The following is a 25899-nucleotide window of genomic DNA, read 5'->3' on the forward strand; positions in this document are numbered from 1 at the left end:
CCGTCGCCGATGCCCGTGTTGCCGATCGAGGTCGCTAATGTCAGCGGATGCTGCTGGCATCCCCGGGACCGACCGTGATCGCAGCAGCAGTGATCCTGCTGGCCGCCCTGGCCACGGGCGTCGGCGCTCCGGTTGTGCTGCGCAGACTGCCGGAGCCGGTGCCGCCGCCGGACGCCGACGCACGGGTGCAGCAGGAGTACGCGGCCAAGCCCGGCTACCGGTCGCTGGCCCGGCCGAGATTCATCGGCTGCTGCGTCGCGATGTCGGCGCTGGCGATGATCATCTGCACGACCGCCCGGCCGCCGGCGGATTGGGCCTGCTGGCTGGTGTTCGGCACCGTCGGCGTGCTGCTGGCCGCGATCGATGCCGCCACCAGCTGGCTGCCCAGCCGACTGATCTATCCCGGCTGGCTGGCGATGGCCCTGGCGACCGTGGTCACGGTGGCATTGACCGATCGGCCCCGGATCGACCTCTTCATCACGATCGTCGGCGGTGCGGTGCTCGCCGGCTTGGGCTATCTGCTGCTCTGGTTGGTCACCGCCGGGCGTTCGGTCGCCTTCGGTGACGTACGGCTGATGCCGTTGGTCGGAGCGGTGGCCGGGACCATGGGTTGGCCGGGCCTGTACTGGTCGGTGCTGCTGGGCAGCGTGATCGGCGCGGTGATCGGTATCGGCCGACTGATCGCGCGCCGGCGGGGCCCGTTCCCGTACGCACCGGCACTGGTCGCCGGGCCGTACGCCACGGCTCTGCTGACCGCACTCTTCTGAACAGTTCCGGCGGCCGGAGCTCGATGCGTACGAGACTCGGGCTCAGCCTGCCTCAGGCGACGTCCTGAGTCAGCGGCAGCCGGTCGGTGGGCAGCGACTCGTCCCCGCCGGACAGGTGCAACAGGGCCAACGCGTAGGCGTCGGCGGCAACCGCCATCGCCGCGGTGTGATGCGCTCCGGCGGGACCGTTCACGGTGACCACGTAGCCGTCACCGACCCGGTCCAGGGACAGGAACGCATCGCCGAGCTGCTCCCGCAACTGCTCCTCCGACGGCAGCCAGACCGCGGCGTCGGACTCCACCGAGTCCAACGCCCACTCGGTGGTGCCGTTGAAGTGGAAGTTGGCCTCGCCCTGGTTGTGGATCAGCTCCACCACCATGTCGCTGACGATGAACACGGACTCGGCGATCTCGGCCCGCGGGATGAAGAAGCGGTCGGCGTTCTGCGGCGTCCAATTGACGTGGTCGGTCAGCCGGACGGCAAGTTCGCGGCAGATCATGCGTCCCAGTCTGCCCCGGACTCTTCCATCGACGGCGGCGGGATCAGCCGATCGTGACGGTACGTTCGGCCCAGCGCGCCAGCAGGTCCGCCGCCGCCCCGCTGTCGACGGCCGCCGCGGCCCGATCCAGCCGACCCCGCAGAGTCTCGACCAGGTCGTCGGCCGACCCGGGACCGTCGTAGCCGGCGAGCGCTGCGGCGGCATTCAACAAGACGATGTCGCGTACCGGTCCGCGCTCCCCGGCCAGCAGCCGGCGGGCGATCTCGGCGTTCAGTTCGGGACCGCCGCCGACCAGCTGCGACAGTCCGGCCGGTTCGATGCCGAGCTCGCGCGGATCGAGCAGCGCCTGCTCGATCCTGCCCTCGCCGAACACCCACACTGTCGAGGTGGTCGTGGTGGTCAGTTCATCCAGCCCGTCGGTGCCGTGGAACACCAGACCGCGATCCCCACGGGCGGCGAGCACCTCGGCGGTCAGCCGGGCCATCCGCTGGTCGGCGACCCCGACGGCGTGCCCGACCGGCGCTCCCGGGTTCGTCAGCGGGCCGAGGAAGTTGAAAAACGTGGGCACCCCGAGCTGGCTGCGGGCCACCGCGGCGTTGCGGAACGACGGGTGGTAGTGCCGCGCGAACAGGAAGCCGATGCCGAGTTCGTCGATCACCCGGCTCTGCTCGGCAGGCGCCAGATCGAGCCGGACGCCGAGCGCCTCCAGCACGTCGGCGGCACCGCAGGCCGACGACGCCGAACGGTTGCCGTGCTTGACCACCCGGGCCCCGGCCGCGGCGGCCACGATCGCTGCCATGGTGGAGATGTTGACGGTGTTGGCTCGGTCTCCGCCGGAGCCGACGATGTCGACCGCGGATGCAGGTGTCGTGATCGGCACCGCCCGGGCCAGCATCGCGTCGGCCAGTCCGCCCAACTCGGCGGCGGTCTCACCCTTGCTCCGCAACGCGACCGCGAATCCGGCGATCTGTACGTCGGTGGCCTCACCGGCCAGGATCTGGCCCATCGCCCACGCCGCTGTCTCCTGCGACAGGTCCTCGCCCGCGATCAGCGCGGACAACACCCCGGGCCAGTTAGTGGTTGCCATGCCCGTCGGTCAGGCGACCGAGCGCGGCCGGCCCGCGTGCGATGGATCCAGCCGCTGCCGCAGCAGGTTGGCCACCACGGTGGGCAGGGTGACCGGCTCGATCGGGTGTGGCGCAACCGCCTCGGCCCGCGACCAGGTCGCCAGCCAGGCGTCGTCCGGGCGCCCGGCCAGAATCAACACCGGAGGGCAGTTGAAGGTCTCGTCCTTCAGCTGCCGGCAGACGCCCATGCCGCCGGGACGGGCCTCGCCGTCCAGCACGAACAGATCGATCCCGCCGGCATCGGCCGCCTTCATCACCGCCGGTTGGGTGGCGGCTTCGACGATCCGGACGTCGGGCAGGTCGGCGGCGACCCGGCGGCCGAGCGCGGCCCGGACCTGAGCTCGGATCGTCCGGTCGCTGGCGTACACCAGCACGGTCGCGACCCGGTTCGGAGACTCCTCGGCCATGATCTGCCCACTCTTTCAGTCAGAAGCTATACGCGGTCGGCATCGTATCGCGTACCACGAATCTCAAAACTCGTACCGCCCCCAGATGACCTACAGCGTGTAGTAAGGCAATAATGACCCTCGTGGCGATTCACACTCACGCATCGACGACTCCTGCCCCGAAGCCGCATTCGGCGCTTCACGACCTGCCGGCCTCCCGGCTGCAGGGGCGACCAGGTCGTCCGGACGCGGTCGCGGTGGGCACGATCATCTGGCTGGCGAGCGAGCTGATGTTCTTCGCCGGCCTCTTTGCCGCCTATTTCACGATCAAGAACGTCACCACCTCGGCGGCGCTCAAGGCCGGCCTGACTCCGCTGTGGGAGCAGGGTGCCAGCATGCTGAACGTGCCGTTCGCGATCGCCAACACCACCGTGCTGGTGCTCAGTTCGGTGGCCTGTCAGTGGGGCGTGTTCTGCGCGGAGAAGGGCCGGGTCAGCCGGGTCGGCACGATCTTCAACCCGCTGAACTGGGGCATGCGCGAGTGGTATGTGCTGACGTTCGTGATGGGCGCCTTCTTCGTCGGCGGACAGGTGTACGAATACTCCGGCCTGATCCACGACGGGCTGACGCTGTCCAGCGATCCGTACGGGTCGATCTTCTACCTCGCCACCGGCTTCCACGCGCTGCACGTGACCGGCGGTCTGGTCGCCTTCGTGCTGCTGCTGGGCCGCACCTATCTGGCCCGTACCTTCACCCACGAGCAGGCGGTCAGCGCGATCGCGGTGTCCTACTACTGGCACTTCGTCGACGTGGTCTGGATCGCCTTGTTCGGAGTCATCTACATCCTGCAGTGAGTCGGCTGCCGGGCCCGGAGCGATGAGATAGCCTCGGACCGATAGCCTCCGACGTTACGTAGTAGTTCCGCCGATTGAGAGGGAAGTCCGTGCGATTCCTGTCTTCCAGAAGACGGCACCCGGCAGCGAAGGTGCTGCTTCTGGTGGCCGCGCTCTTCGCCGTTGGGGCGCTGTACGCGGCCGTTGCTCCCACGGAGCAGTCATCGGCCGAACCAGCCACCAGCCAACAGGTCACCGAGGGCAGGGAGTTGTTCAGCGTCAACTGCTCGTCCTGCCACGGGCTGAACGGCGAGGGCACCAGCCAGGGTCCGACGCTGCAGGGCGTCGGCGCGGCTGCGGTCGACTTCCAGGTCTCCACCGGCCGGATGCCGCTGGCCCAGCCCGGCCAGCAGGCGCCGGTCAAGCCGCGTGAGTTCACCGACGACGAGGTTGCCGCACTGGCCGCCTTCGTCGCCACGCTCGGCCCCGGCCCGGCCGTCCCGGACTCGTCCCAGTACTCCACCGAAGGGCTGACCGATGAGCAGATCGCCGAGGGCGGCGAGCTGTTCAGGACCAACTGCTCGGCCTGCCACAACTTCACCGGTCAGGGCGGCGCGCTGCCGGAAGGCAAACACGCCCCGTCGCTGGTCGGCGTCAGCAACAAGCATCTGTACGAGGCGATGCTGACCGGCCCGCAGCAGATGCCGGTCTTCTCCGATGAGGTGCTCACCTCTCAGGACAAGCGCCAGATCATCGCCTACCTGGACGCGCTGCACCAGCGTCCGAACGAGGGCGGCCTGAACCTGGGCAGCATCGGACCGGTCAGCGAGGGCGTTGCCGTCTGGACGATCGGCATCGGCTGCCTGATCGGCTTCGCGGTCTGGATCACGGCACGAGGAGCTCGGGCCCGATGAGTTCACAGGAGGATTCGTTGGAACGCCAACACGAGCACTTGTCCGACGACGGCGGGCAGCTCGTCCCCACCAACCCGGAACTCCCGGTCGACGACCCGGGTGTGGAGGAGCACATTCCGCGCCTGGCCGACGTCGACCAGGCGGCAGCCGACCGAGCCGCCCGCCAGGTCATCTTCATGTACGCGATGGTGCCGGTGATGGCGGTGCTGTTCGTGCTGGCCTACTACCTGATCCCCCGCGACATGGCCGTCGATTTCGGCCCGCTGCATTCCTCGGCCCAGCACGTCGCGATGGGCCTGACGCTCGGCATCGGCATCCTGTTGATCGGCCTCGGCACCCAACAGTGGGCCCGGCAGCTGATGAGCAACCACGAGATCGTCGAGCAGCGGCACGACTCCAGCTCTCCGGAGGACGCCAAGCAGGAGGTGCTGCGGCAGCTGGACGACGGCATCGCCGAGTCGGGTGTGCCGCGCCGCAAGATGCTGCTGATCACCGCGCTCGGTGCGGTCGGCATCCTGGCCGCGCCGGCCCTCGTCCTGCTGACCGACCTGGGCCCGGTCGCCGGACCGAACTACCGCCGGCGGGCGTACGAGACGACGCTGTGGCACGAAGGCGTCCGGCTGGTCAACGACATCACCTACACCCCGGTCAAGGCCTCCGACATGGTGATCGGCCAGCTGGTCAACGGCGCCCCGGAGAACCTGAAGGATCTGCACGGCACCGCGTTCAACAACGCCAAGGCGAAGGCGCCGATCGTGATCGTCCGGATGAATCCGGCCGACATCACCATCCCGGCGGACCGCAAGGACTGGCAGGTCTCCGGCATCCTGGCCTATTCCAAGATCTGCACCCACGTCGGCTGCCCGATCAGCCTGTGGGAGCAGCAGACCCACCACCTGCTGTGCCCGTGCCACCAGTCGACCTTCGACCTGGCCGACGCGGGCAAGGTCGTCTTCGGTCCGGCTGCCCGCGCACTGCCGCAGCTGCCGATCAAGGTGGACGATCAGGGCTACCTGGTGGCCCGCAGCGGGTTCACCGTGCCGGTCGGCCCGAGTTACTTCGAACGTGACTCGCGGCATGATCTCGGCGAGAGCGAGGAGTACCGCTGATGGCAAAGCCAGCTCAGACCCCCGCCGCGGCGCCGACCGAGCAGGCCCAGCAACCGGAGCAACAGCGCGGTCCGGTGATGAAGTTCCTCGGCGGCCCGGCGAAGTGGGCCGACGACCGGACCGGCGTCGGCGGCATCATGGCCGGCCGGATCCCGAACCTGTTCAACCTGCGCAAGGTCTTCCCGGACCACTGGTCGTTCATGCTCGGCGAGATCGCGCTCTACTCGTTCATCGTGCTGCTGCTCACCGGCACCTTCTTGACCCTGTGGTTCAAGCCGTCGATGGGCGAGATCGAGTACAACGGCAGCTACCAGCTGCTCCGCGGGCTGCCGATGTCGGAGGCGTACGCGTCCACCATCGGCATCTCCTTCGACGTCCGCGGCGGCCTGCTGATTCGGCAGATCCACCACTGGGCGGCACTGCTGTTCGTGGCCTCGATGCTGGTGCACGCGATGCGGAACTTCTTCACCGGCGCGTTCCGCAAGCCACGCGAGCTCAACTGGGTGATCGGCGCGACCCTGCTGTTCCTCGGCATGACCGAGGGCTTTCTGGGCTACTCGATCCCCGACGACCTGCTCTCCGGTGTCGGTGTCCGGATCATCTTCGGCGCGATCGAGTCGATCCCGCTGATCGGCACCTACCTGGAGACCTGGTTCCTGGGCGGTGAGTATCCGGGCGACCTGCTGGTGCCGCGGATGTACATGCTGCACATCCTGTTGATACCGGCGGTGATCCTTGCCCTGGTGGGTCTGCACCTGATCCTGATCTTCTACAACAAGCACACCCAGTTCCCGGGCCAGGGACGCAACGAGAAGAACGTGGTCGGCTACCCGTTCTTCCCGGTCTACACCGCGAAGGCCGGCGGCTTCTTCTTCATCGTGTTCGGTGTGATCACGCTGATGTCCGCGCTGATGCAGATCAACCCGGTCTGGGAGGTCGGCCCGTACAACCCGGCCGAGGTGAGCGCAGGCTCGCAGCCGGACTGGTACATCGGCTACCTCGAAGGCGCGCTGCGGATCATGCCCAACTGGGAGTGGCACATCGGTCACACCACGTGGTCCTGGAACATCTTCATCCCGGCCATCATCGGGTTCGTCGCGTTGCCGTTCGCGATCGCGATCTACCCGTTCCTGGAGAAGTGGGTCACCGGCGACGACCGCGAGCATCACATCCTGGACCGGCCGCGGAACGCCGCGAACCGGACCGCGATCGGTGTTGCCGCGATCTCCGTGTACGTGGTGTTGATGATCGCCGGCGCCAACGACATCATCGCCACCCACTTCCACCTGTCCCTGAACGCCATCACCATCGCCATGCGCTGGCTGATCTTCCTGCTGCCGATCGCAACGTTCATGATCACCAAGCGGATCTGCATCGGTCTGCAGCGGGCAGCGTACGAGCGAGTGCTGCACGGCTCCGAGACCGGTGTCATCCACCGGGCCCCGAGCGGTGGCTACTCCGAGCCGCACAAGCAGATCACCCGCGGCGAGGCGTACATGATCACCCAGCACGAGGAGCAGTTGCCGATCACCCCGGGCCCGACCACCGACGAGAACGGTGTCGAGCGCAAAGCGACTCGGAAGGAACGCATCCGGCGGCCGTTCACCCGCTGGTTCTTCGGGCACAACGTGCCCAAGCCGACCCGGCAGGAGATCGAGGATGCCGCCCATCACCACGGCGGCGACCACGAGCAGGAGGGTGACAGCGAGGTGACTTCCGGCCAGCAGGACGAGCTGGAGGGCAGCCGGAACTGAGATTCGGGCAGCAGTCGCAAGGGCGGGCGGAGACTTCGGTCTCCGCCCGCCTTCTGGTTTTGCAGCTTCGGCGTCATCGTCCGACGGTCCCCTGTGCGATTGGTCACCATCGCGCGATATCGGGATGATCACGGGTAGCGATGCGTTGGCACCTGGTACGTGGGGAGCCCGGAGCCGGCGACCCACTGCCGAAACCGACCGATGCAGCGATCCCCAGCGAACGAGATGACTGATCTGAACCGCAGCCCCTCCCCCGACGTCATCGATCGAACGACCCCTGCCCGACCTGATCCGGACGCTCACCGGACCGAGCGCGAGGCTGCCGGTAGTGCCGGCGAACCGAAGAAGCGACGTGTGCTCGATCTGTCGCTCAGTCAGGTGATCGGCGGCGCGCTCGCGGCGATGACCGCGGCCGCGCTCGGTTCCCGGCTGGGCGTGGCCGGTACGCTGATCGGCGCCGCCCTGGCCAGTGTGGTCGCCAGCGTCGCCGGCTCGCTCTACACCTCGGGCATCCGGCACACCCGCGCCGGCGTCGGCAAGGCGATCCAGCACGCCGCTCCGCGGAGCCGGACCGCTCCCCCGCCGAACGCCACGGCACTGAGCCAGCCGACCAAGGTCACGCTGACCGAATCCATCGCCGACTCAGCCGTCATCGGGCGGGCAGCATCGATCACCCTGATCGAGGACGATCCGGAGGCTGCCGATCCGTGGGCTGCCGGCGACCAGGCTGACCGCAGTGAGACCGGCGGCAGCCGGACCGGCGCCGGAGCGGGTGGCCCGGACCGACCGCAGACCGGCGGTGTGGGCAGCCGAAACCGCAAGCGTCTGTTCCGCGGCTCGCTCGTCGGAGCGATCGCCGTCTTCGTGATCGCCCTGGCCGCGATCGCCGGGTACGAACTCATCGTCGGTCACTCCCTCGACGGCCAACCCGGCGGCACCACCGTCGGTCGTGCGGTCTCGGGCGGCTCCTCCGGTCAGCACAAGTCGGACACCTCGAGCGACTCGGACCACAAGAAGTCCGACGACTCGAACTCCACCGGCACCGACGGCAAGAGCGGCTCGACCGATCAGAACGACCAGCAGAAGGACGATCCGTCCGGCGCCGCCACCGGTTCGTCGGATGCTCCGTCCGGCAACCCGTCATCCGACAGCGGCAGCGCTTCGGGCACGCAGAGTTCCGGATCCAACTCGTCGAGCGCCGACACCTCCGGCAACTCGGGCACCGACAGCAACTCCGGCAGTGACAGCAGCGGCGACTCGAGCAACTCCGGTAGCGGCACGGACTCCGGCAGCAGCGGATCCGGGAACACCGATTCCGGCGTCAGCGGCAGCAACAACTCCGGGACCTCGACCGACAACGGATCCGGAAACAACTCCCAGAACTCGCAGTCCGACGCCGGCGGCAACTCCGACTCCGGCACCTCCTCCGGCTCCTGACCTTGGTGATGTCTCCCCGGACCGCTGTCCGGCGCCCGCGGCACCCTCGGATTTCAGGAAGTTCCGGCCGCTCAACGGCGGATATGGGTGCGCAGCCTCCTTGAATGTCCCCGAATGCCACCACTGGCCCCAGCACCCTCGGATTACAGGGGGTTCCGTCCGCACAATCGCTGATATGGGTGCGGAGCCTCCTTGAGTCCCACGAACTGATGCCAGCGGCCCACAGCACGCAGGTTTCCTGGAGGTGTTTGCCGCTCAGGCGCGGACATGGATGCGCAACCTCCTTGAACGCTGCGAACCGACAGCAGAGGCCCAAGACCCTCGGATTTCAGGAGGTTCCGGCCTCACAGTCACGGATATGGGTGCGCAAGCTCCCTGAATGCGCGAACGGGAAGCACCTTGCGGTCCTGCAACTCGGAGTCCCACCAACGGCACCAACAAGCGCAGCACCAGTCAGAACGGATCACTCGCGGACCGGGATTTCAGGAGGGTCCGTCCGCTCGGGCGGCCCGTACGGGTGCCTGAGCTCCTGAAATTGCCGACAGCGCGGTGCTGCGCCGGTGCATGCACCGAGTCGAATATGGAGTCTGTGGCTGTCGGTGGCGGCTGGCAGGCTGCTGGCATGACTCTTTCATTGGGTGCCGTCACCGTTGATTCGAGCGATCCGGAGCCGATCGCCGCTTGGTGGGCCGAACAATTGGGCGCAGAGATCGTGGCCACCAACGACGGTTGGTTCGTCACCGTCAAGGGCGGCGGGCTGCCCGGATTCCTCTCCTTCCAGAAGGTGGCAGAGCCAACACCCGGGAAGAACAAGATCCATCTCGATCTGATGACCGACGGCAACCTGGACGCCACGGCCGACGGCCTGATCGCGGCTGGTGCGCTGCTGGTCGAGAAGCGGTCGATGGGCGACTTCGCGTGGGTGACGCTGGCCGATCCGCAGGGAAACGAATTCTGCGTCGCGTCCGGTCACTGACCGAGGGGCAGCCCGGCCCGCGCCCGATGATGATGCGGAGCAGCGTTGAGTCGCCAGTTCGGACTCAGGCCGGTAGTGGCGTGTGTCCTGCCGGGACGACCTCGGCGGGCACGGGCGGACCGGGCGGCGTGCCGTCGCCGAACGGCCGGCCGCCGAGTTGCTCGCGGTGATGCGGCGTCAGCCAGTTGGACAGGTCGGGGCCCTTCGGCACGATGCCGGTCGGGTTGATGTCGCTGTGTACGACGTAGTAGTGCCGCTTGATCTGGACGAAGTCGATGGTGTCGCCGAAGCCGGGGGTCTGGAACAGGTCCCGGGCATACCCCCACAGCGCCGGCATCTCGTCCAGCTTGTTCCGGTTGCACTTGAAGTGACCGTGGTACACGGGATCGAAGCGGGCCAGCGTGGTGAACAGCCGGACGTCGGCCTCGGTGATCGTGTCGCCGACCAGGTAACGCTGCTCGCTGAGTCGCTCCTCCAGCCAGTCGAGCGCGGTGAAGAGCCGGTCGTAGGCGGAGTCGTACGCCTCCTGCGAGCCGGCGAATCCGCACCGGTAGACGCCGTTGTTGACCTCGGTGAAGACCCGATGCGCCACCTCCTCGATCTCATCCCGCAGCTTGTCCGGATAGAGGTCCGGCGCGCCGTCGCGATGGAAGTCGGTCCACTCGGTCTCGAAGTCGACCGTGATCGTCGGGAAGTCGTTGGTGACCACCGCCTTGGTCGGGATGTCCACGATTGCCGGGACCGTGATCCCCCGCGGATAGTCCGGGTAGCGGGCGAAGTAGGCCTGCTGCAGCCGTTCGTAGCCGAGCACCGGATCGACTCCGCCGGGGTCGAGATCGAAGGTCCAGCTGCGTACGTCGTGTGTCGGCCCGCACAGACCGAGCGAGATCGCATCCTCCAGCCCCAGCAACCGGCGCACGATCAGCGTGCGGTTCGCCCACGGGCAAGCCCGGGCGGCGATCAGCCGATATCGCCCCGCCTGCACCGGCCAACCGTCTCGACCATCCTGGGTGATCCGGTCCCCGATGTAGTTCATGTCCCGGTTGTAGTCCTTGCCGCCCTCGACATAGGAAGCCATGCCGCACAGCTTAGGGCCAGCAGTTCAACTCTCAACCACCGACGGGCTGGCCGCCTCGGCCCGCAGCCGCCGCTGAGCCTTCGCGCTGTCGCGAACGGTCCAGATCACCAGCGTGGTGATCAACACCGGGGTGAAGAACGGCACGATCGGCGCCATCGTGGCCACCGGCAACAGCAGCACCAAGATCAACTTCGCCACGGCCTCGACCAGGAAGGCGATCCCCCACACGACGGTCTGCCGGCGGAAGAGGGCCCGGAATCCGGCATTGGTCGGCCACAGCCGTTGCCACTCCAGCCGCTCCTCGGCCGACGAGGCACCGAACCGCTGAGCGAGATAGAACATCATCGGCTTACCGGCCAGCAGGGTGCTGAGGAAGATCATCCCCGACACCGCGGTGGCGATGGAATCCTTGGCCAGCAGGAATCGCGGACTTCCGGTCAGCACACTCATCACCAGCCCGATGCCGAACGTGGCGATCATGAACAACGAGAAAGCATCCACCTCGTGCCGCCGGATGATCACGTACGCCGCCCGCAGGCCGGCCACGATGGTGCCGATCAGCAGCGCCGCGAAAAGGTCGGCTCCGAGCGCCCGGGCGGTCAAGTACGCGCCGACCGCGAGCCCGGCGTCCAGGAACAGTACCCAGACGATACTCAAGATCATCTTGCGCTCGTTCATCATCGATCCCCCGCGCTGATCCACGATCCATGAAATCCTGCCGGCACCCGGCGTGGCAAGATCACCCGGGCCACCGGCCCGGCCGCCACCGCACCGGCGTCCATGATCAACAACTCCGACCGGCCGCCGTCGGCCGGACTGACGATACTGAGCAGCCATCCCTCGTCCTCGGCGGCATCCGCCCGGCGACCGGGCACGAAGACTGCCTCACCGACGTGATGCGGCTCCTCGAACTGGTGCTCTGTCGTCGCGCCGGAATCGGTGTCGTACTTGATCACACCGCCGTTGCCACTGCCGGAGACCGCGTACAGGTAGCGGCTGGCCCTGCCGACATGATCATCATTGATGCTCGGGAACTCAACATCGCGATCATCCAACTGGGCTTCGGATATCCGCCCGGTCGCTGGGTCGATCAGCCATCGGTGCAACACACTGGACAGACCGGCGTCGGCGACCAGATTGCCGTGTCCGCGGCTACTGCTGCCGCCGATCGCGCCCCACATCATGCTGAACGTCGACTCGGCATAGCGCACCGCGTCCAAGATCAACCGGCCATGATCATCTTCCCGAGCATTGCCGACGTGGAAGACGTAGCAGGGATCGATGTCGAACCACTGCACCGTCGCCGGCGCACCGCGCCCGGCCATTCTGGACATCACCCCGATCCGGGCACCGTAGTTCTCGTCCCAGACGAACGGCATGGTCGGCCGATCCTGCGGCCGGAACACCACCGGCAGATCCAGCCAGATCACGTAGTGCTCGGTGATGGCGAAGTCGTGCATCATGGTCGGCCCCGGCACGTCCACCGGCACCGAGCAGAGCAGCCGTCCGGCCGCGTCGGCGACGTGGAAGGTCAGGTACGGCGCCGTCGCGGAATAGCCGTAGAAGTAGAGCTCACCGGTGACCGGGTCGGTCTTCGGGTGCGCGGTCATCGCGGTACGCAGCCGGCCGCCGAAGTCGTACGGACCGACCGTGTCCAGCTCGCCGGTCACCTCGTACGGCAGCCCACCCTCGCAGAGAGCGAGCAGGGCGCCGCCGTGCTCGATGACGTGGGTGTTGGCGGAGTTGCGGCGCAGGTCGCGGCCGGACGCATCGAGGATCGGCTGCCCGGTCGCGGCCGAATTGTCGACCCAGCGATTGCGATACCAGAGCGCCCGGCCGCTGCTGATACGGACGCCGTGCAGCATCCCGTGGCCGATGAACCAGTGGGCCGCGCGGTCGCCCGGGAGCGGATTCGGACCGTTGCGAAGGTAGCGGCCGTCGAGTTCGGCCGGGATGTTGCCGATCACTTCCAGGTCGTGCGCGTCGATCTCGTCCGGCACCGGCGCAAACACTCCGCCGGTGAACATCGCGGTCGGAGCCGCTTCGGTTGCTGTCATAGGAAGAGACTGACATGTCAGTTTCGACATGTCAAGAGTTTCAGATAGGCTGTGGGCATGTCCTTGCGATTCGCCCTGCTCGGCCTGCTCAACGAACGACCCTGCAGCGGGTACGACCTGACCCGCCGGTTCGAGGAAGGCATCGGGGCCTACGCCTGGCATGCCCAGCACAGCCAGATCTATCCGGAGCTGAAGAAGCTGCTGGCCGACGACCTGATCCGGGTCGCCGAGGAGGGCGCCCGCGGCCGCAAGACGTACGCGATCACCGACCAGGGGGCAGACCTGCTACGGGAGTGGTTGCTGCAACGGCCGACCACCGCCGGCGTTCGCAACGAGTACGTGCTGCGGCTGTTCCTGCTGCCCGCGCTGCCACCGGCCGACGCCGAGCAGGTGCTGCACAAGACGATCGAGTTCGCCGAGGAACAGATCACACTGCTCACCGGTGAGCTGGACGAGATCGCCCGGGTGCATGGCGACACGGTCGGGAACGGCGCGATGGCCGCCCAGTACGGCTTGCGGGTCTATCGCGCGACCATCGACTGGGCCCACTGGGCGATCGCCCGACTGGCCGACGGCGAGCACGGCGCGGACGGTTTGGCGGGCCTGGAACAATAGCCGGGTGAAATTCATCGCCACCCCGCCCGCGTACGACCTGACCTACTCCGACGTGTTCATGGTCCCGCGGCGCTCCGCCGTCGCCTCGCGGCTCGATGTCGACCTGACCAGCACCGACGGCATCGGCACCACGATCCCGCTGGTGGTGGCGAACATGACCGCCGTCTCCGGTCGCCGGATGGCCGAGACGGTCGCCCGCCGCGGCGGGGTCGCGATCATCCCCCAGGACATCCCCACCGACGTCGTCGCCGGCACCGTGGCCAAGATCAAGAACAGCCACCCGGTGTTCGACACCCCGATCTCGGTCACCCCGCACAGCACCGTCGGCGAGTCGATCTCGTTGCTGTCCAAGCGGGCACACGGCGCGGTGGTCGTGGTCGACGACGGCAAACCGGTCGGCCTGGTCGACGAGTCCGACACGATCGGCGTGGACCGCTTCGCCCAGGTGCACGAGGTGATGGGCGACGATCCGCTGATCGTCTCGCCCAGCACCGCTCCGCAGCAGATCTTCGACCTGCTCGCCGAGAAGCACCTGAGCGTCGCACTGGTCTGCGACGACGACCGACTGCTCGGGGTGATGACCCGCAAGCACGCGCTGCGCTCCACCCTCTACCGGCCGGCGATCGACCCATCCGGACGACTTATGGTCGGGGCCGCGGTCGGCATCAACGGCGACGTGGCCGGCCGGGCCGAAGCACTGCTGGCCGACGGCGTGGACGTGCTGGTCGTGGACACCGCGCACGGCCATCAGGACAAGATGATCTCCGCGCTGAAGGCTGTCCGGGAGGCCCGCGACAGGGCCGCCGAGGCGACCGGCCGCCGGGTGCCGCTGGCTGCCGGCAACGTGGTCTCGGCCGACGGCGTACGGGAGTTGATCGAAGCCGGGGCGGACGTGATCAAGGTCGGCGTCGGGCCGGGCGCGATGTGCACCACTCGGATGATGACCGGTGTCGGCCGCCCCCAGTTCAGCGCGGTGCTCGAATGTGCCGAGGCGGCCCGCGAGGCCGGCGCCTCGATCTGGGCCGACGGCGGGGTGCGCTACCCGCGCGATGTCGCGCTCGCGCTGGCCGCCGGCGCGGGCAGCGTGATGATCGGATCCTGGTTCGCCGGCACGTACGAGAGCACCGGCAACCTGATGACCGACGCCGAAGGCCGCGCCTACAAGGAGTCATTCGGGATGGCCTCGGCCCGGGCAGTGAAAATGCGGACCCGTACGTCGTCTGGTTTCGACCGGGCGCGGGCCGGGTTGTTCGAGGAGGGCATCTCGTCCTCCCGGATGTATCTGGATCCCGACCGGCCCAGCGTCGAGGATCTGATCGACCAGATCATCTCCGGCGTCCGCAGCAGTTGCACCTACGCCGGCGCCACCAACCTGGACGAGTTCTACCGGTTCGCCCAGGTCGGTGTGCAGTCCAACTCCGGCTACGAGGAGGGTCGTCCACTGCCGGCCGGCTGGTGATCGCGGTTCACTCTCGCGCGAGCAGCTCGTCCAGCTTGGCGTAGCCCTCGTTGACGCCGACCTCCATCCCGCTGGCCAGCATCCCGGCCTGGGCCTCCATCGAGTCGACCAGGCCGACCGAGGTCAGCAGGGTGCGGCCGCCGGGCAGCTCGGTGAAGGTCAGCGTCTCCAGGCTGACCGCGTCCGGCATGCCTTCCCAGCCCCACGTCTGGACGACCTTGAGCTCGTCGGGCAGCACCTGATGGAAGGAGCCGAAGAAGCCCTGCCGCTCCTCCCCTTCGCCGATCAGGTAGCGGTAGCTGCCGCCGGTCTCGGCCTGCCACCGATCGATCGTCACCTGGTAACGGTTCGGCCCGATCCATTGGGCAAAGATCTCCGGGTCGACGTGGGCCCGGAAGACCAGCTCCGGGGTGGCGTCGAACTCGCGGGTGATCGTGACCTTGGGCAGGTCAGGGTCGGCGATGATCGCCGCCTCACGCACCTCGTTCTTGCTCGTGCTCATGCTGCTTCTCCTTCATCGTGGAGAGAACGGCGTCCAGTCGCTGGTAACGCTCCTCAGCCTGTCGCTGATAGCGCTCGATCCACTTCGTCATCAGGTCGAACACCTCCGCCTCGAGATGCACCGGCCGCCGCTGCGCGTCCCGGGACTGCGTGACCAAGCCGGCGTCGGTCAGCACCTTGATGTGCTTGGAGACCGCCTGCATGGACATCTCGTACGGAGCCGCCAGCTCGCCGACCGTGGCGTCGCCGACCGCGAGCCGCGCAACGATGTCGCGCCGGGTCGGTTCGGCCAGTGCGGCGAAGACCCTCGACAGCTGATCCTGTGCCATCACCGGAGCCTTTCTCAACTAATTGGTTGAGTAACACTTCACCACGACCATGGCGCGTTGTCAACCAACCAGTTGAAAAACGGTCGGGTCACTGCGCCCGATCGTCAGCCGCTCGGGTCGCGCGGACGGAACGTTGGATGACCCGCTGCCCGCGCGGCAGAATCCAACCGATCGTCATAGCTGACGAACGCGGTGAGCCCGTGACGCACCAGTTCGGCGGTAGCCAGATGAATGGCATCGGGACTGCGCAGCACCGGCGCGGCGATCAGTGCGGCACGTTCGAGAACCGGCCGGGTGACCGGAATCAGATCCAACATGCGCAACAGATTCATCGCCTCCGGCAGCCAATCCTCATCGATTCGCCGGGTCGCACGCAGGACCTCAGTCCAGGCAAGTTCGCTGCTCAGCCAATCGACGTCGAGCGGCAACCAGTTCTCCAACGCATCCGAGTCTTGCTCGGTGTGCAGCAACTTCAGCAGCGCCGAACTGTCGAGATAGATCACTGGTCACCGCGTTCAAGGTCGAGCGCCTCCGCAGTGGTCATCCCCGAGGTAGCAGGTCGCCTGCGCACGCGTCCACGCGGCTGCGCGGCCGGTGCCAGTTGCCCAGCACGAATGAGTTCATCGCGGACCGTTTCGGCGACGGTGACTGGAACCAACCGGGCGACGAGCTCCCCTCGATCAGTCACCTCAACTGTCTCCCCCGCCTTGACCAACGCCAGATACCGGGTCGCGTGTTGCCGCAGCTCCCGCACGCCAATACGCTCCATACCAGGGACCGTAGCACTAGATGTGCTACACGAGCGTCCCCGACGACTTCGGTGATTGCGCTCTGGCTATGGCTACCCGGTCCTGGCGTAGCGCTCCGCGGATCGGGCCCGACGCTTGGCCGCCTCCTCCTCACGGTTCTTCGGCGGCGCGGTGGTCACCAGGTCGTCCAGCAGATGCTGGGTCACGTGGGCGATCTCGGCCACCGCGCGATCGAAGGCCTCCTGATTGGCTTTGGAGGGTTTGGTGGTGCCGGCGATCTTGCGGACGTACTGCAGGGCGGCGTCGTGCACCTCCTGCGAGCTCGCGGCCGGCTCAAAGTTGTGCAATTGGCGAATGTTTCGGCACATGGGTCGATCCTAGGATCGAGCGCCGACACCCACCAGGCTCAGGCGGGATCCACGCTCAGCGCCGGCGCTGCAGATGCTTCGGCGCCACCAGGAAGATCGCGCTGACGAAGCCCGCCAACATCACCACGGCCGGCAGCAGCAGGGACTGCCCCATCGCCGTACTGAAGCCGTCGAGCACCTGCGCCGGCATCGATCCGTGGCCGGCCGAGGCGGCCGGTTCGGCGCTGATTCCGCCGGACAACTGCGGCACCAGATCGGCCAGCCTGGAGGTCATCAGCGCTGCGATCCCGGCGCTGCCCAGCACGGCGCCGACCTGACGCGAGTTGTTGAAGACACCCGATCCGGCGCCCGCCTGGGACATCGGCAGGTTGCGGTTGGCGGAGACGCCCAGCGGAGCGAAGATGAACGCATTTCCCAACCCGTACAGGGAGACCGGCAGCAGGATCTGCCAGATCGGGGTGTCCGGGCGCATCACCGCGGCCATCCAGAACAGGCCGACCGAACTGGCCAGCATGCCGAAGCCGGCCAGGTAGCGGGGATGTTTGGTGTCCACCAGCCGGCCGACGATCGGGGCGAAGATCATGCTCAGGATCGCCATCGGGGCGGTCAGCAGCGCCGCTCCGGTGGGATCCAGCCCGCGCACGGTCTGGGCGTACAGCATGAACGGGAGCTGGAAGCCGACCATCACCACCCCGACCGCGGTGATCGCGACATTGGCCAGCGAGAAGTTGCGGTCCTTGAACAGGCTCAGCGGCACCAGCGGCTCGGCGGCACCCTTGGCCTGCCAGCCGACGAAGACCGCCATCACCACGAGCCCACCGATGATCAACAACCAGGCGCGGTAGTCCCAGTTCAGGTGGCTGCCTTCCTGGATGCCGAAGACCAGGCTGAACATGCCGATGGCGCTGAGGATCACGCCGACGACGTCGAAGCGGTGGCTGTGCGTCGGCAGCGACGGAACCCACTTCCAGGCCAGCACGATCCCGACGACGCCGACCGGCAGATTGACGAAGAAGATCCACTGCCAGCCGGGTCCGTCGATCAGCACACCGCCGAGAATCGGGCCGATCAGTCCGGCGATTCCGGCCACTGCACCCCACAGACTGGTCGCCTTGCCACGGCGCTCGGGCGGGAAGATGCGGGTGATCACCGCCATCGTCTGCGGCACCATCATCGCCGCACCGAGGCCCTGGAACACCCGGGCGATGATCAGCATCTCGATGTCGGCGGACAGGCCGCACCACAACGAGGACAGGGTGAAGACCGCCAAGCCGGACAGATACATCCACTTCGGCCCGACCCGGTCGCCGAGTCGGCCGGTGATCAGCAGCGGTACGGCGTAGGCCAGCAGGTAGGCGCTGGTCACCCACACCACGTCGGTCACGCCGGCGTGCAGATCGGTCATCAGCGCCGGCGTCGCGACCGAGACGATGGTGGTGTCGATCATGATCACGAAGAAGCCGATCACCAGCGCGATCATCGCCCGCCAGGGATTGGCGCCACCCGTTGGCGTGCCGAACGCCGCGGCCGGGCTCGCCGGTGCCGCGCTGGCGAGCTCTTCCGAGCGTGGCGCCACGTCGATGGGTCGAGTCATGAATCTCCTTGCGAGGGTCCTGAGCGGACTGGCGGGATGGGTCGTGTGGCGTCGTCGCCCACGACGGCAACAAGCCGCCGGTCAGGAACATTCCTACCCGGCGGCACCGACAGTCGTCTCCGGGTTTATCGGTCTCGGCCGGCCAGGTGCTTGGGCGCCTCGAAGAACAGCGCGGCCACGAAGCCGACCAGGATCACGGCGGCCGGCAGCAGCACCGACTGCGCCATCGCGGTGGCGAAGCCGGCCCGCAGCGGCACCGGCAACACGCCGCCGTAGGAGCCGCCGGTGGCACCCCCGCCCTTCATGGCAGGCAGGTTGGCGGCCAGCCGGGCTTGCATCAGCGCCGCGATCGCGGAACTGCCGAGCACCGAGCCGACCTGGCGGGTGGCGTTGAAGACACCGGATCCGGCACCGGCCTGCGCCATCGGCAGGTTTCGGTTGGCGGTGGTACTGAGCGGGCCGAAGGTGAACGCGGTGCCGATGCCGAGCAGGGTGATCGGCAGCAGCAGTTGCCAGATCGGGGTGTCGGGACCGATCAGCTTCGCGATCCAGAACAGTGCTGCGGCATCGCACAGGGTGCCGAAGCCGGCCAGGTAGCGCGGATGCATCCGGTCGACCATCCGGCCGACGAACGGGGCCAGCACGATGCCGATCACGGCCATCGGCAAGATCAACAACGCCGACTTCGTCGGCGACAGCCCGAGCACGGTCTGCGCGTACAACATCAATGGCAGCGACATCGCGACGATCATGAAACCGACCGTGCTGATGGCGATGTTGGACAGCGAGAAGTTGCGATCGCGGAACAGCGACAGCGGAACCAGCGGCTCGTGCTTGTTGAATCGCTGCCAGACTACGAAACCGATCATCACCAGCACGCCGGCGCCGATCAGCAGCCAGATCCAGCCGTCCCAGTCGTACGTCTCGCCTTCCTGGATGCCGAAGACGATGCAGAACATGCCGGCCGCGCTGAGGATGACACCGAGGATGTCGAAGCGATGGCTGTGCGTCTCCAGCTTCGGCACCAGCCGCCAAGCCAGCACGAAGGCGACCACGCCGACCGGGATGTTGATGAAGAAGATCCATTCCCAGCCGGGTCCGTCGATCAACAATCCACCGGCCACCGGGCCGACCACGTTGGCGATGCCGGCGACCGCGCCCCACAGCGCCATCGCCTTGCCGCGGCGTTCCGGCGGGAAGGTCCTGGTGATCACCGCCATCGTCTGCGGCGTCATCATCGAGGCGCCGAGCCCCTGGAACACCCGGGCGATGATCAACATCTCGATGCCGTTCGACAGCCCGCACCAGAGCGAGGACAGGGTGAAGACGACCAGTCCGACCTGGTAGAGCACCTTCGGCCCGACCCGGTCGCCGAGCCGGCCGGTGATCAGCAGCGGTACGGCGTAGGCCAGCAGGTACGCGCTGGTCACCCAGATCACCGAGTTCACGTCGGCGTCGAGTCCACGCATGATCGCCGGGGTGGCGACCGAGACGATGGTCGAGTCGACCAAGATCATGAAGAAGCCGAGAACCAGCGCCAGCATGGCTGGCCACGGGCTGGCAGGCTGGGCGTGCGCAGGTCTCACGGTCTGCGGCGCGGCGTGGGCCATGGAAGTTCCTTTGTTTGCAAGCGATGAATGGTGTTCGCGATCCAGTCGCGTTCGGCACGGCGCAGTGCGAGCAGATAGTCGACCTCGAGCCAGTGCGCCTCTTGCAACGGGCGGGCCCGAAGCTGCTGGGTGGCCGCCTCGCCCACGGCGATCTCGGAGTCGATGAGTTGCAGATAGCTGGTCAGCAGTTCGATCACCGCCTGAGCGGGCAGGTTGTGCGCCTCGGCCAGTGCCACCGGGAAGCGCGGGTACTCCCGTCCGGGGTCGGCGAGCGTCTTGCGTACCCACTGTTCGAGCGCGGTGTAGCCGTCGTCCGTGATCGCGTACGTGGTGCGTTCGGGCCGGCCGCCCTCGCGCTCGGTCCCGGTCGCCTCGACCAGGCCGTCGCGATCGAGCCGCTCGACGGTGTGGTACAGCGAGCCGGGCCGAACCTTGACCAGCCAGTCGGCCCGTCGCTGCATCAACACCCCGTACGCCTCGTACGGATGCATCGGCCGTTCGGCCAGCAACGCCAGCACCGAAACCGCCAGCGTGGTCAACTCCGCCATCTCACCCCGACCACTCCACCTCAACTACTCCACGTGGAATATACGTGATGGAAGTGCCCGTTGCAACTCGGTCCGCGGCTCTTTCGACTCAGACCGCAAATTGCAGGAGCTCCAGCACCCATAACCGCGCCCGCAGCGACCGCAACCTCCTTGAATCCCAGCACCGGCGGTCCAGGCGCACCGGGCAGCCGGGAGGGGACGGCGTCTGACGGTTGCGTCGGACGTAGTCGGCACGACACGACCACTGACTGCGCACCATCGAGTCACCGCGCCGATCCGAACTTCCCGGGGCCCTCCCCGGAAGCGCAACCTGCAGCACACAAGACCGCGGCCAGCGGCAACCAGACGGACTGAATCAAATCGCACTAGGCAAAACGCAGTCGAGCCGGCGGCCGGGATTTCCCGGCCGCCGGCTCGACTGCGCTTTACCTAGTGCGCGTGCTCGCCCCGGTAGTACTGGTAGATCATGCCGGTCAGGGAGACGACGCCGAGGGCGCCGGCGATGATCACGATCCACCAACCGATCACGATGCCGACCATCACGAAGGCCAGGCTGAGGGCACAGAACAGCGGCCAGATGCTCTGCGGCGGGAAGAAGCCGACCTCGCCGGCTCCCTCGACGATCTCGCCCTCCCGCTTGTCCTCCGGCCGGTCATCGATCCGGCGGGCGATCAGGGCGAGGTAGCCGGTGATCATCAACGACAGGAAGAAGGTCAGGATCAACGCGGCGGTGCCGGTGGTCTCGTGGGTCGTGAACCAGTAGACCGGCGCGACGATCAAGAAGAACGCCGTCAGGATCAAGAAGATCCGCGCTTCAGCCCTCATCGCTGATCATCCTTCCCCGCAGTGTGTTCGACGTTGCCGATCAGCGCGCCGAGCCGGCCCTGATGCTCGCCGGAGTCGAGGAACTCGTTCTCGCCGGCCATGTTGTCCGGGTATTCCTCGAGCGCGATCTCGGGATGATGCAGATCGAAAGCCGGGGATTCGGAACGGATCCGCGGCAGCGAATCGAAGTTGTGCCGCGGCGGCGGGCAGGAGGTCGCCCACTCCAGCGACCGGCCCCAGCCCCACGGGTCGTCGACCTTGACCAGCGGGTTCTTCCGCGACTTCCAGACGTTGTAGATGAACGGCAGCATCGAGGCACCGAGCAGGAACGCACCGAACGACGACACCTGGTTGAGGACCGTGAAGCCCTCGTTCGGCAGGTAGTCGGCGTAGCGCCGCGGCATGCCCTCGACGCCGAGCCAGTGCTGCACCAGGAAGGTGGTGTGGAAGCCGATGAACAACAACCAGAAGTGGATCTTGCCCCACTTCTCGTCCAGCATCCGCCCGGTCAGCTTCGGCCACCAGAAGTAGAAACCACCGAACATCGCGAACACCACCGTGCCGAACACGACGTAGTGGAAGTGCGCGACCACGAAGTACGAGTCCGACAGCTGGAAGTCCAGCGGCGGGCTGGCCAGGATGACGCCGGTCAGTCCACCGAACAGGAAGGTGGTGAGGAAGCCGATCGACCACAACATGGGTGTGTCGAAACTTAGACTGCCGCCCCACATGGTGCCGATCCAGTCGAAGAACTTCACTCCGGTGGGCACTGCGATCAGGAAGGTCATGAAGGAGAAGAACGGCAGGCTGACCGCACCGGTCACGTACATGTGGTGCGCCCACACCGCGACCGACAGGGCCGCGATCGACAGCGTCGCACCGACCAGCGTCATGTAGCCGAACAGCGGTTTGCGGCTGAACACCGGCAGGATCTCGGTGATGATGCCGAAGAACGGCAGGGCGATGATGTAGACCTCGGGATGGCCGAAGAACCAGAACAAGTGCTGCCACAACATCGCCCCGCCGTTGGCGGCATCGAAGATGTGCGCCCCGAACTTCCGGTCCGCCTCCAGCATCAACATCGCCGCGGCCAGGATCGGGAAGGCGATCAGCACCAACAGTGCGGTGATCAGCGTGTTCCAGGTGAAGATCGGCATCCGGAACATGGTCATGCCGGGAGCCCGCATGGTCAGGATGGTGGTGATGAAGTTGACCGAGCCGAGGATCGAGGACAGACCGACCAGGTAGAGGCCGACGATCCACAGGTCGCCGCCGACACCGGGGCTGTTCACCGCGTTGCTCAGCGGCGAGTAGGCGAACCAGCCGAAGCTGGCCGCACCCTCCGGCGACAGGAAGCCCGATACGGTGATCAGGCCGCCGAACAGGAAGAACCAGTACGACAGCATGTTCAGCCGCGGGAACGCGACGTCCGGCGCACCGATCTGCAGCGGCATGATGGCGTTCGCGAACGCGGAGAACAACGGTGTCGCGAACAGCAACAGCATGATCGTGCCGTGCATGGTGAAGAACTGGTTGTACGTCTCATAGCTGAGGAACTGCAGCCCGGGGAAGGCCAGCTCGGCCCGGATCGCCAGCGCCAGCACCCCGCCGAAGGCGAAGAACGCCAGCGACGTGATGAAGTACAGATTGCCGATCATCTTGTGATCGGTGGTGGTCAGCCAGCGCCAGGCAAAGTGGCCCATCGACCGCCGTCGGACATGCGGAACCGTACGGACCGTCGCAGTGCGTTCGGCGGTTCCTTCGAACGTCGTCACGTCAGCGACCCTCCTGCTTCGACTCGGGCCGCTGCGGTACGGCGTCAGGGTTCTGCAAGGTCCTCAACTGACCCGTCTGTCCCTTCGCCTCCAATTCCTTCATGTGGGCGATGAACTCCTGCTTGGAGACGATGTGCACGTTGAACAACATGGCGGAGTGGTAGGTGCCGCACAGCTCGGCGCACTTGCCGGCGAAGACACCCTCCTTGGTCGGCGTCAGATCCAGGCTGTTGTTGCGGCCCGGCACGACGTCCAGCTTCTCGTAGAACGCCGGCACCCAGAAGGAGTGGATCACGTCCACCGACTTCAGGTTGAACCGGACGCTCTCCCCCACCGGCAGATACAGGTTGGCCGGCTGCTCGATGGTGCCGGACTCCCAGGTAGCGGTGCCGACGTCGGGATTGTCGGCTTCCTCGTAGTTGAACGACCAGTTCCACTTCTGCGCGACCACGGTCACCACATGATCGGGATGCTGGACCTTGGCCTGCACCTTGTCCTGGGTGAGCACGGTGAAGTAGAAGAGCACGCCGATCATGATGAACGGCGTCACCGTGTAGAGGATCTCGATCGGCAGGTTGTAGCGATTCTGCCGCGGAACACCCGGCTTGCGCCGCCGGTAGCGGACGACGCACCAGATGATCATGCCCCAGACCAGAAGCCCGACGCCGAAGGCGGCGATCCAGGATCCGATCCAGAGATGATGCGTGTACGGGCTGCGGTCGCTGGCGGCCACCGGAAGACCGAGCCGACCGAGCTGAGCCGTCGTCTCCGCGCTACATCCGGCCAGGCCCAGCGCGCCCAGACCGAGCGACGCCAGGAGCAGGCGCGACACCGTGCGTGGTATCGGCCGCCGGGACAGTATCGGTCGCCGCGGATGCGGGATTCGCGGGCGGGACACAGGTGCCACGTCGACCCTTTCTGGTGCGTACTACTACAGCGTGTCAAAGCTATCAGCACCCTAACGCAGAGCACCCACCGACAGACACCAGGTCGCCACTGTTCGACGAACTCGCCACCATCACGAATCCTCGCGGTTGCTATGCACCCGAAGCTCTCCGGTCGTACGCTCTGGCCATGGTCGACGACCCGTCCCGCATCGTCCGTGTCTTCATCCTGGATGACCACGAGTTGGTCCGCCGGGGCCTGATCGATCTCCTCGGCACCGCCGGCGACCTCAAGGTCGTTGGTCAGGCCGCGACCGCGGCCGAGGCCCGCAATCGGATTCCGGCCGCCCGGCCGGATGTGGCGCTGCTGGATGCACGACTGCCGGACGGTTCCGGGATCGACGTCTGCCGGGACCTGCGATCGGCGATGCCCGACCTGCACTGCCTGATCCTGACCTCGTACGACGATGACGAGGCACTGTTCGCAGCGGTGATGGCCGGCGCGTCCGGCTATCTGTTGAAGCAGATCGGCGGTACCTCGCTGACCGACGCCATCCGGCAGGTGGCACGTGGCGAGTCGCTCCTCGATCCGGCGGTGACCCAGCGGCTGATGACCCGGTTGAAGCAACCGCAGCAGACGCGGGACGACCGGTTCGAGCAACTCACCGAACGCGAGCGGCAGATCCTCGAACTGATCGCGCAGGGGCTGACCAACCGGCAGATCGGCCAGCGGATGTTCCTGGCCGAGAAGACGATCAAGAACTACGTCTCCACTCTGCTGAGCAAACTCGGCATGCAGCGCCGGACCCAGATTGCCGTGTACGGGGCACGGTTGCGGCCCGACCAGGAGCAGCGACGGCCCTGACCGCAACGGGACCGGCGACAGGTCGGGACCTTAGCCCCTGCCCCACCCCAGACGGCCGGACGATGATGAGTGCCGTGATCAATCCGTTGATCACATCCAGCCCCATCCCGGGAGCGGAAATCGGGTAACCGGCTTGAGGTCGACTCGGCGCCGGGCATCCGATGGCCACACCGAAATCCGATATCGGGGGAGTCGGTTCGGTACCGGTCATCGGGATCCCTCAATTGGGTCCCTCATCGAAGACTCCGGGATGGGGCGGATCAATTTCCGTCCGCTGCCTGCCGCTGCCGCTGGCCTTGTTGCCGCGGGTCGCGTTTCCGGGGAGGGCCCCGGACCCCCGCCTTAGTGACGTTGGGTGCCTGACTTACTTCGCGCCCTCCGCTTCGCTGCGGGCACGGTCTCGCGCTGGGGCGCTCGACGGGTCGTTCAATTGCTGTTTTGATTCCGGCCGTCTTCCTGCCGCTGCCGCTGGCCTTGTTGCCGCGGGTCGCGTTTCCGGGGAGGGCCCCGGGACCCCCGGCTTGGTGACGTTAGGTCCCTGACTTACGTCGTGCCCTCCGCTTCGCTCGGGCACGGTCTCGCGCTGGGGGCGCTCGACTGGTCGTTCAATTGCTGTTCTTGGATTGCTGCCCGGGCAGTGGGTGCCTACCTGGATAGCGGCAATCTCGCGACGCGGCAGGAACGTGCCAGAAGGGCCCTGAGCTTGTCGAAGGGCCAGAAACCGCACCAGAACGAACGAACTCCCCGCCTCCATTAGGAGACGAGGAGTTGGTTACTGCGACGTGCGCGATTCCCGGCCCTTCGACAAGCTCAGGGCCCGTTCGCGCAAGTTCGCGCACA

General features: G+C 66.9%; 27 protein-coding genes. 10 read left to right on the forward strand and 17 right to left on the reverse strand.

The features are described 5' to 3' along the window. Positions 1–47: 47 nt before the first annotated feature. Positions 48–767 carry a prepilin peptidase gene (locus tag FOE78_RS18555; protein ID WP_143987601.1) on the forward strand — a complete coding sequence of 240 codons (720 nt, stop codon included), beginning with the start codon at positions 48–50 and terminating at the stop codon, positions 765–767. Between the two features lie 52 nt (positions 768–819). Here FOE78_RS18555 and FOE78_RS18560 read toward each other — a convergent pair whose 3' ends face one another. From FOE78_RS18560 to FOE78_RS18570, 3 genes are read right to left on the reverse strand one after another with little or no spacing between them, the layout of a single operon-like run. Further along, positions 820–1266 (reverse strand): pilus assembly protein CpaE, encoded by a 447-nt coding sequence (locus tag FOE78_RS18560; RefSeq protein WP_210414663.1) that lies wholly within the window; start codon positions 1264–1266, stop codon positions 820–822. Positions 1267–1309: 43 nt separating this feature from the next. Beyond that, positions 1310–2353, reverse strand: coding sequence for an anthranilate phosphoribosyltransferase (gene trpD / locus FOE78_RS18565; protein WP_143987602.1), 1044 nt, complete (start codon positions 2351–2353; stop codon positions 1310–1312). A 9-nt stretch (positions 2354–2362) separates the two neighbouring features. Then, positions 2363–2800: a response regulator transcription factor gene (locus tag FOE78_RS18570; protein ID WP_143987603.1), complete on the reverse strand. Its 438-nt coding sequence runs from the start codon at positions 2798–2800 to the stop codon at positions 2363–2365. A gap of 113 nt (positions 2801–2913) precedes the next feature. Here FOE78_RS18570 and ctaE point away from each other — a divergent pair, with 113 nt between their 5' ends. From ctaE to FOE78_RS18605, 6 genes are all read left to right on the forward strand, one after another. Further along, positions 2914–3633: an aa3-type cytochrome oxidase subunit III gene (gene ctaE / locus FOE78_RS18575; protein WP_143987604.1), complete on the forward strand. Its 720-nt coding sequence runs from the start codon at positions 2914–2916 to the stop codon at positions 3631–3633. Between the two features lie 89 nt (positions 3634–3722). Continuing rightward, the gene (gene qcrC, locus FOE78_RS18580) at positions 3723–4526 is read left to right on the forward strand and encodes a cytochrome bc1 complex diheme cytochrome c subunit (RefSeq protein WP_143987605.1); all 804 of its coding nucleotides are present in this window, start codon (positions 3723–3725) and stop codon (positions 4524–4526) included. Then, the gene (qcrA, locus tag FOE78_RS18585; RefSeq protein ID WP_143987606.1) at positions 4523–5635 is read left to right on the forward strand and encodes a cytochrome bc1 complex Rieske iron-sulfur subunit; all 1113 of its coding nucleotides are present in this window, start codon (positions 4523–4525) and stop codon (positions 5633–5635) included. Before qcrC ends, qcrA begins: the two co-directional genes overlap by 4 nt. Continuing rightward, the gene (qcrB, locus tag FOE78_RS18590) at positions 5635–7389 is read left to right on the forward strand and encodes a cytochrome bc1 complex cytochrome b subunit (protein WP_143987607.1); all 1755 of its coding nucleotides are present in this window, start codon (positions 5635–5637) and stop codon (positions 7387–7389) included. The genes qcrA and qcrB overlap by 1 nt, the downstream gene beginning before the upstream one ends. 354 nt (positions 7390–7743) lie before the next feature. Beyond that, positions 7744–8826, forward strand: coding sequence for a hypothetical protein (locus tag FOE78_RS23680; RefSeq protein WP_168207588.1), 1083 nt, complete (start codon positions 7744–7746; stop codon positions 8824–8826). A gap of 622 nt (positions 8827–9448) precedes the next feature. Then, positions 9449–9802: a VOC family protein gene (locus FOE78_RS18605; protein WP_143987609.1), complete on the forward strand. Its 354-nt coding sequence runs from the start codon at positions 9449–9451 to the stop codon at positions 9800–9802. Positions 9803–9866: 64 nt separating this feature from the next. On the opposite strand, the gene FOE78_RS18610 is transcribed toward FOE78_RS18605, so the two are convergent. From FOE78_RS18610 to FOE78_RS18620, 3 genes are read right to left on the reverse strand one after another with little or no spacing between them, the layout of a single operon-like run. Beyond that, positions 9867–10880, reverse strand: coding sequence for a glutathione S-transferase family protein (locus tag FOE78_RS18610; protein WP_143987610.1), 1014 nt, complete (start codon positions 10878–10880; stop codon positions 9867–9869). A 24-nt stretch (positions 10881–10904) separates the two neighbouring features. After that, complete coding sequence (locus FOE78_RS18615; RefSeq protein WP_143987611.1) at positions 10905–11543, reverse strand: VC0807 family protein; 639 nt, start codon at positions 11541–11543, stop codon at positions 10905–10907. A gap of 14 nt (positions 11544–11557) precedes the next feature. Further along, positions 11558–12937: a carotenoid oxygenase family protein gene (locus FOE78_RS18620; RefSeq protein ID WP_143987612.1), complete on the reverse strand. Its 1380-nt coding sequence runs from the start codon at positions 12935–12937 to the stop codon at positions 11558–11560. A gap of 57 nt (positions 12938–12994) precedes the next feature. Between FOE78_RS18620 and FOE78_RS18625 the strand changes: the two genes are divergently transcribed. Next, positions 12995–13552 carry a PadR family transcriptional regulator gene (locus FOE78_RS18625; protein ID WP_143987613.1) on the forward strand — a complete coding sequence of 186 codons (558 nt, stop codon included), beginning with the start codon at positions 12995–12997 and terminating at the stop codon, positions 13550–13552. 4 nt (positions 13553–13556) lie between these two features. After that, positions 13557–15011 carry a GuaB1 family IMP dehydrogenase-related protein gene (locus tag FOE78_RS18630; protein ID WP_168207283.1) on the forward strand — a complete coding sequence of 485 codons (1455 nt, stop codon included), beginning with the start codon at positions 13557–13559 and terminating at the stop codon, positions 15009–15011. Positions 15012–15018: 7 nt separating this feature from the next. Here FOE78_RS18630 and FOE78_RS18635 read toward each other — a convergent pair whose 3' ends face one another. The 11 genes from FOE78_RS18635 to ctaC all read right to left on the reverse strand — a co-directional run bounded on the left by FOE78_RS18635 (position 15019) and on the right by ctaC (position 24142). Further along, positions 15019–15513 (reverse strand): SRPBCC family protein, encoded by a 495-nt coding sequence (locus tag FOE78_RS18635; protein ID WP_143987615.1) that lies wholly within the window; start codon positions 15511–15513, stop codon positions 15019–15021. Beyond that, positions 15485–15841, reverse strand: coding sequence for an ArsR/SmtB family transcription factor (locus FOE78_RS18640; RefSeq protein ID WP_143987616.1), 357 nt, complete (start codon positions 15839–15841; stop codon positions 15485–15487). The genes FOE78_RS18635 and FOE78_RS18640 overlap by 29 nt, the downstream gene beginning before the upstream one ends. Positions 15842–15945: 104 nt before the next feature. Continuing rightward, entirely contained in the window at positions 15946–16311 is a 366-nt protein-coding gene (locus FOE78_RS18645) for a type II toxin-antitoxin system VapC family toxin (protein ID WP_210414664.1), read from the reverse strand. Positions 16312–16340: 29 nt separating this feature from the next. Further along, complete coding sequence (locus FOE78_RS18650) at positions 16341–16610, reverse strand: type II toxin-antitoxin system Phd/YefM family antitoxin (protein ID WP_143987618.1); 270 nt, start codon at positions 16608–16610, stop codon at positions 16341–16343. 72 nt (positions 16611–16682) lie between these two features. Then, on the reverse strand, positions 16683–16958 hold the full coding sequence (locus tag FOE78_RS18655) for a DUF2277 domain-containing protein (protein WP_143987619.1): 276 nt from the start codon (positions 16956–16958) through the stop codon (positions 16683–16685). Between the two features lie 55 nt (positions 16959–17013). Further along, positions 17014–18552 (reverse strand): DHA2 family efflux MFS transporter permease subunit, encoded by a 1539-nt coding sequence (locus FOE78_RS18660; RefSeq protein ID WP_143987620.1) that lies wholly within the window; start codon positions 18550–18552, stop codon positions 17014–17016. Positions 18553–18677: 125 nt separating this feature from the next. Then, a complete protein-coding gene (locus FOE78_RS18665) occupies positions 18678–20162 on the reverse strand; it encodes a DHA2 family efflux MFS transporter permease subunit (protein ID WP_143987621.1) in 1485 nt (494 codons plus the stop codon). Then, entirely contained in the window at positions 20135–20710 is a 576-nt protein-coding gene (locus FOE78_RS18670) for a PadR family transcriptional regulator (protein WP_143987622.1), read from the reverse strand. Before FOE78_RS18670 ends, FOE78_RS18665 begins: the two co-directional genes overlap by 28 nt. A gap of 429 nt (positions 20711–21139) precedes the next feature. Further along, positions 21140–21535: a cytochrome c oxidase subunit 4 gene (locus tag FOE78_RS18675; RefSeq protein ID WP_143987623.1), complete on the reverse strand. Its 396-nt coding sequence runs from the start codon at positions 21533–21535 to the stop codon at positions 21140–21142. Then, positions 21532–23238, reverse strand: coding sequence for an aa3-type cytochrome oxidase subunit I (gene ctaD, locus FOE78_RS18680; protein ID WP_143988926.1), 1707 nt, complete (start codon positions 23236–23238; stop codon positions 21532–21534). The genes FOE78_RS18675 and ctaD overlap by 4 nt, the downstream gene beginning before the upstream one ends. A 73-nt stretch (positions 23239–23311) precedes the next feature. Further along, positions 23312–24142 (reverse strand): aa3-type cytochrome oxidase subunit II, encoded by an 831-nt coding sequence (gene ctaC, locus FOE78_RS18685; protein ID WP_228265888.1) that lies wholly within the window; start codon positions 24140–24142, stop codon positions 23312–23314. Between the two features lie 242 nt (positions 24143–24384). On the opposite strand from ctaC, the gene FOE78_RS18690 reads away from it, so the two are divergent. Next, a complete protein-coding gene (locus FOE78_RS18690) occupies positions 24385–25059 on the forward strand; it encodes a response regulator (protein ID WP_143987624.1) in 675 nt (224 codons plus the stop codon). Positions 25060–25899 lie beyond the last annotated feature (840 nt).

The sequence above is a fragment of the Microlunatus elymi genome (assembly GCF_007362775.1).
GTDB lineage: Bacteria > Actinomycetota > Actinomycetes > Propionibacteriales > Propionibacteriaceae > Microlunatus > Microlunatus elymi.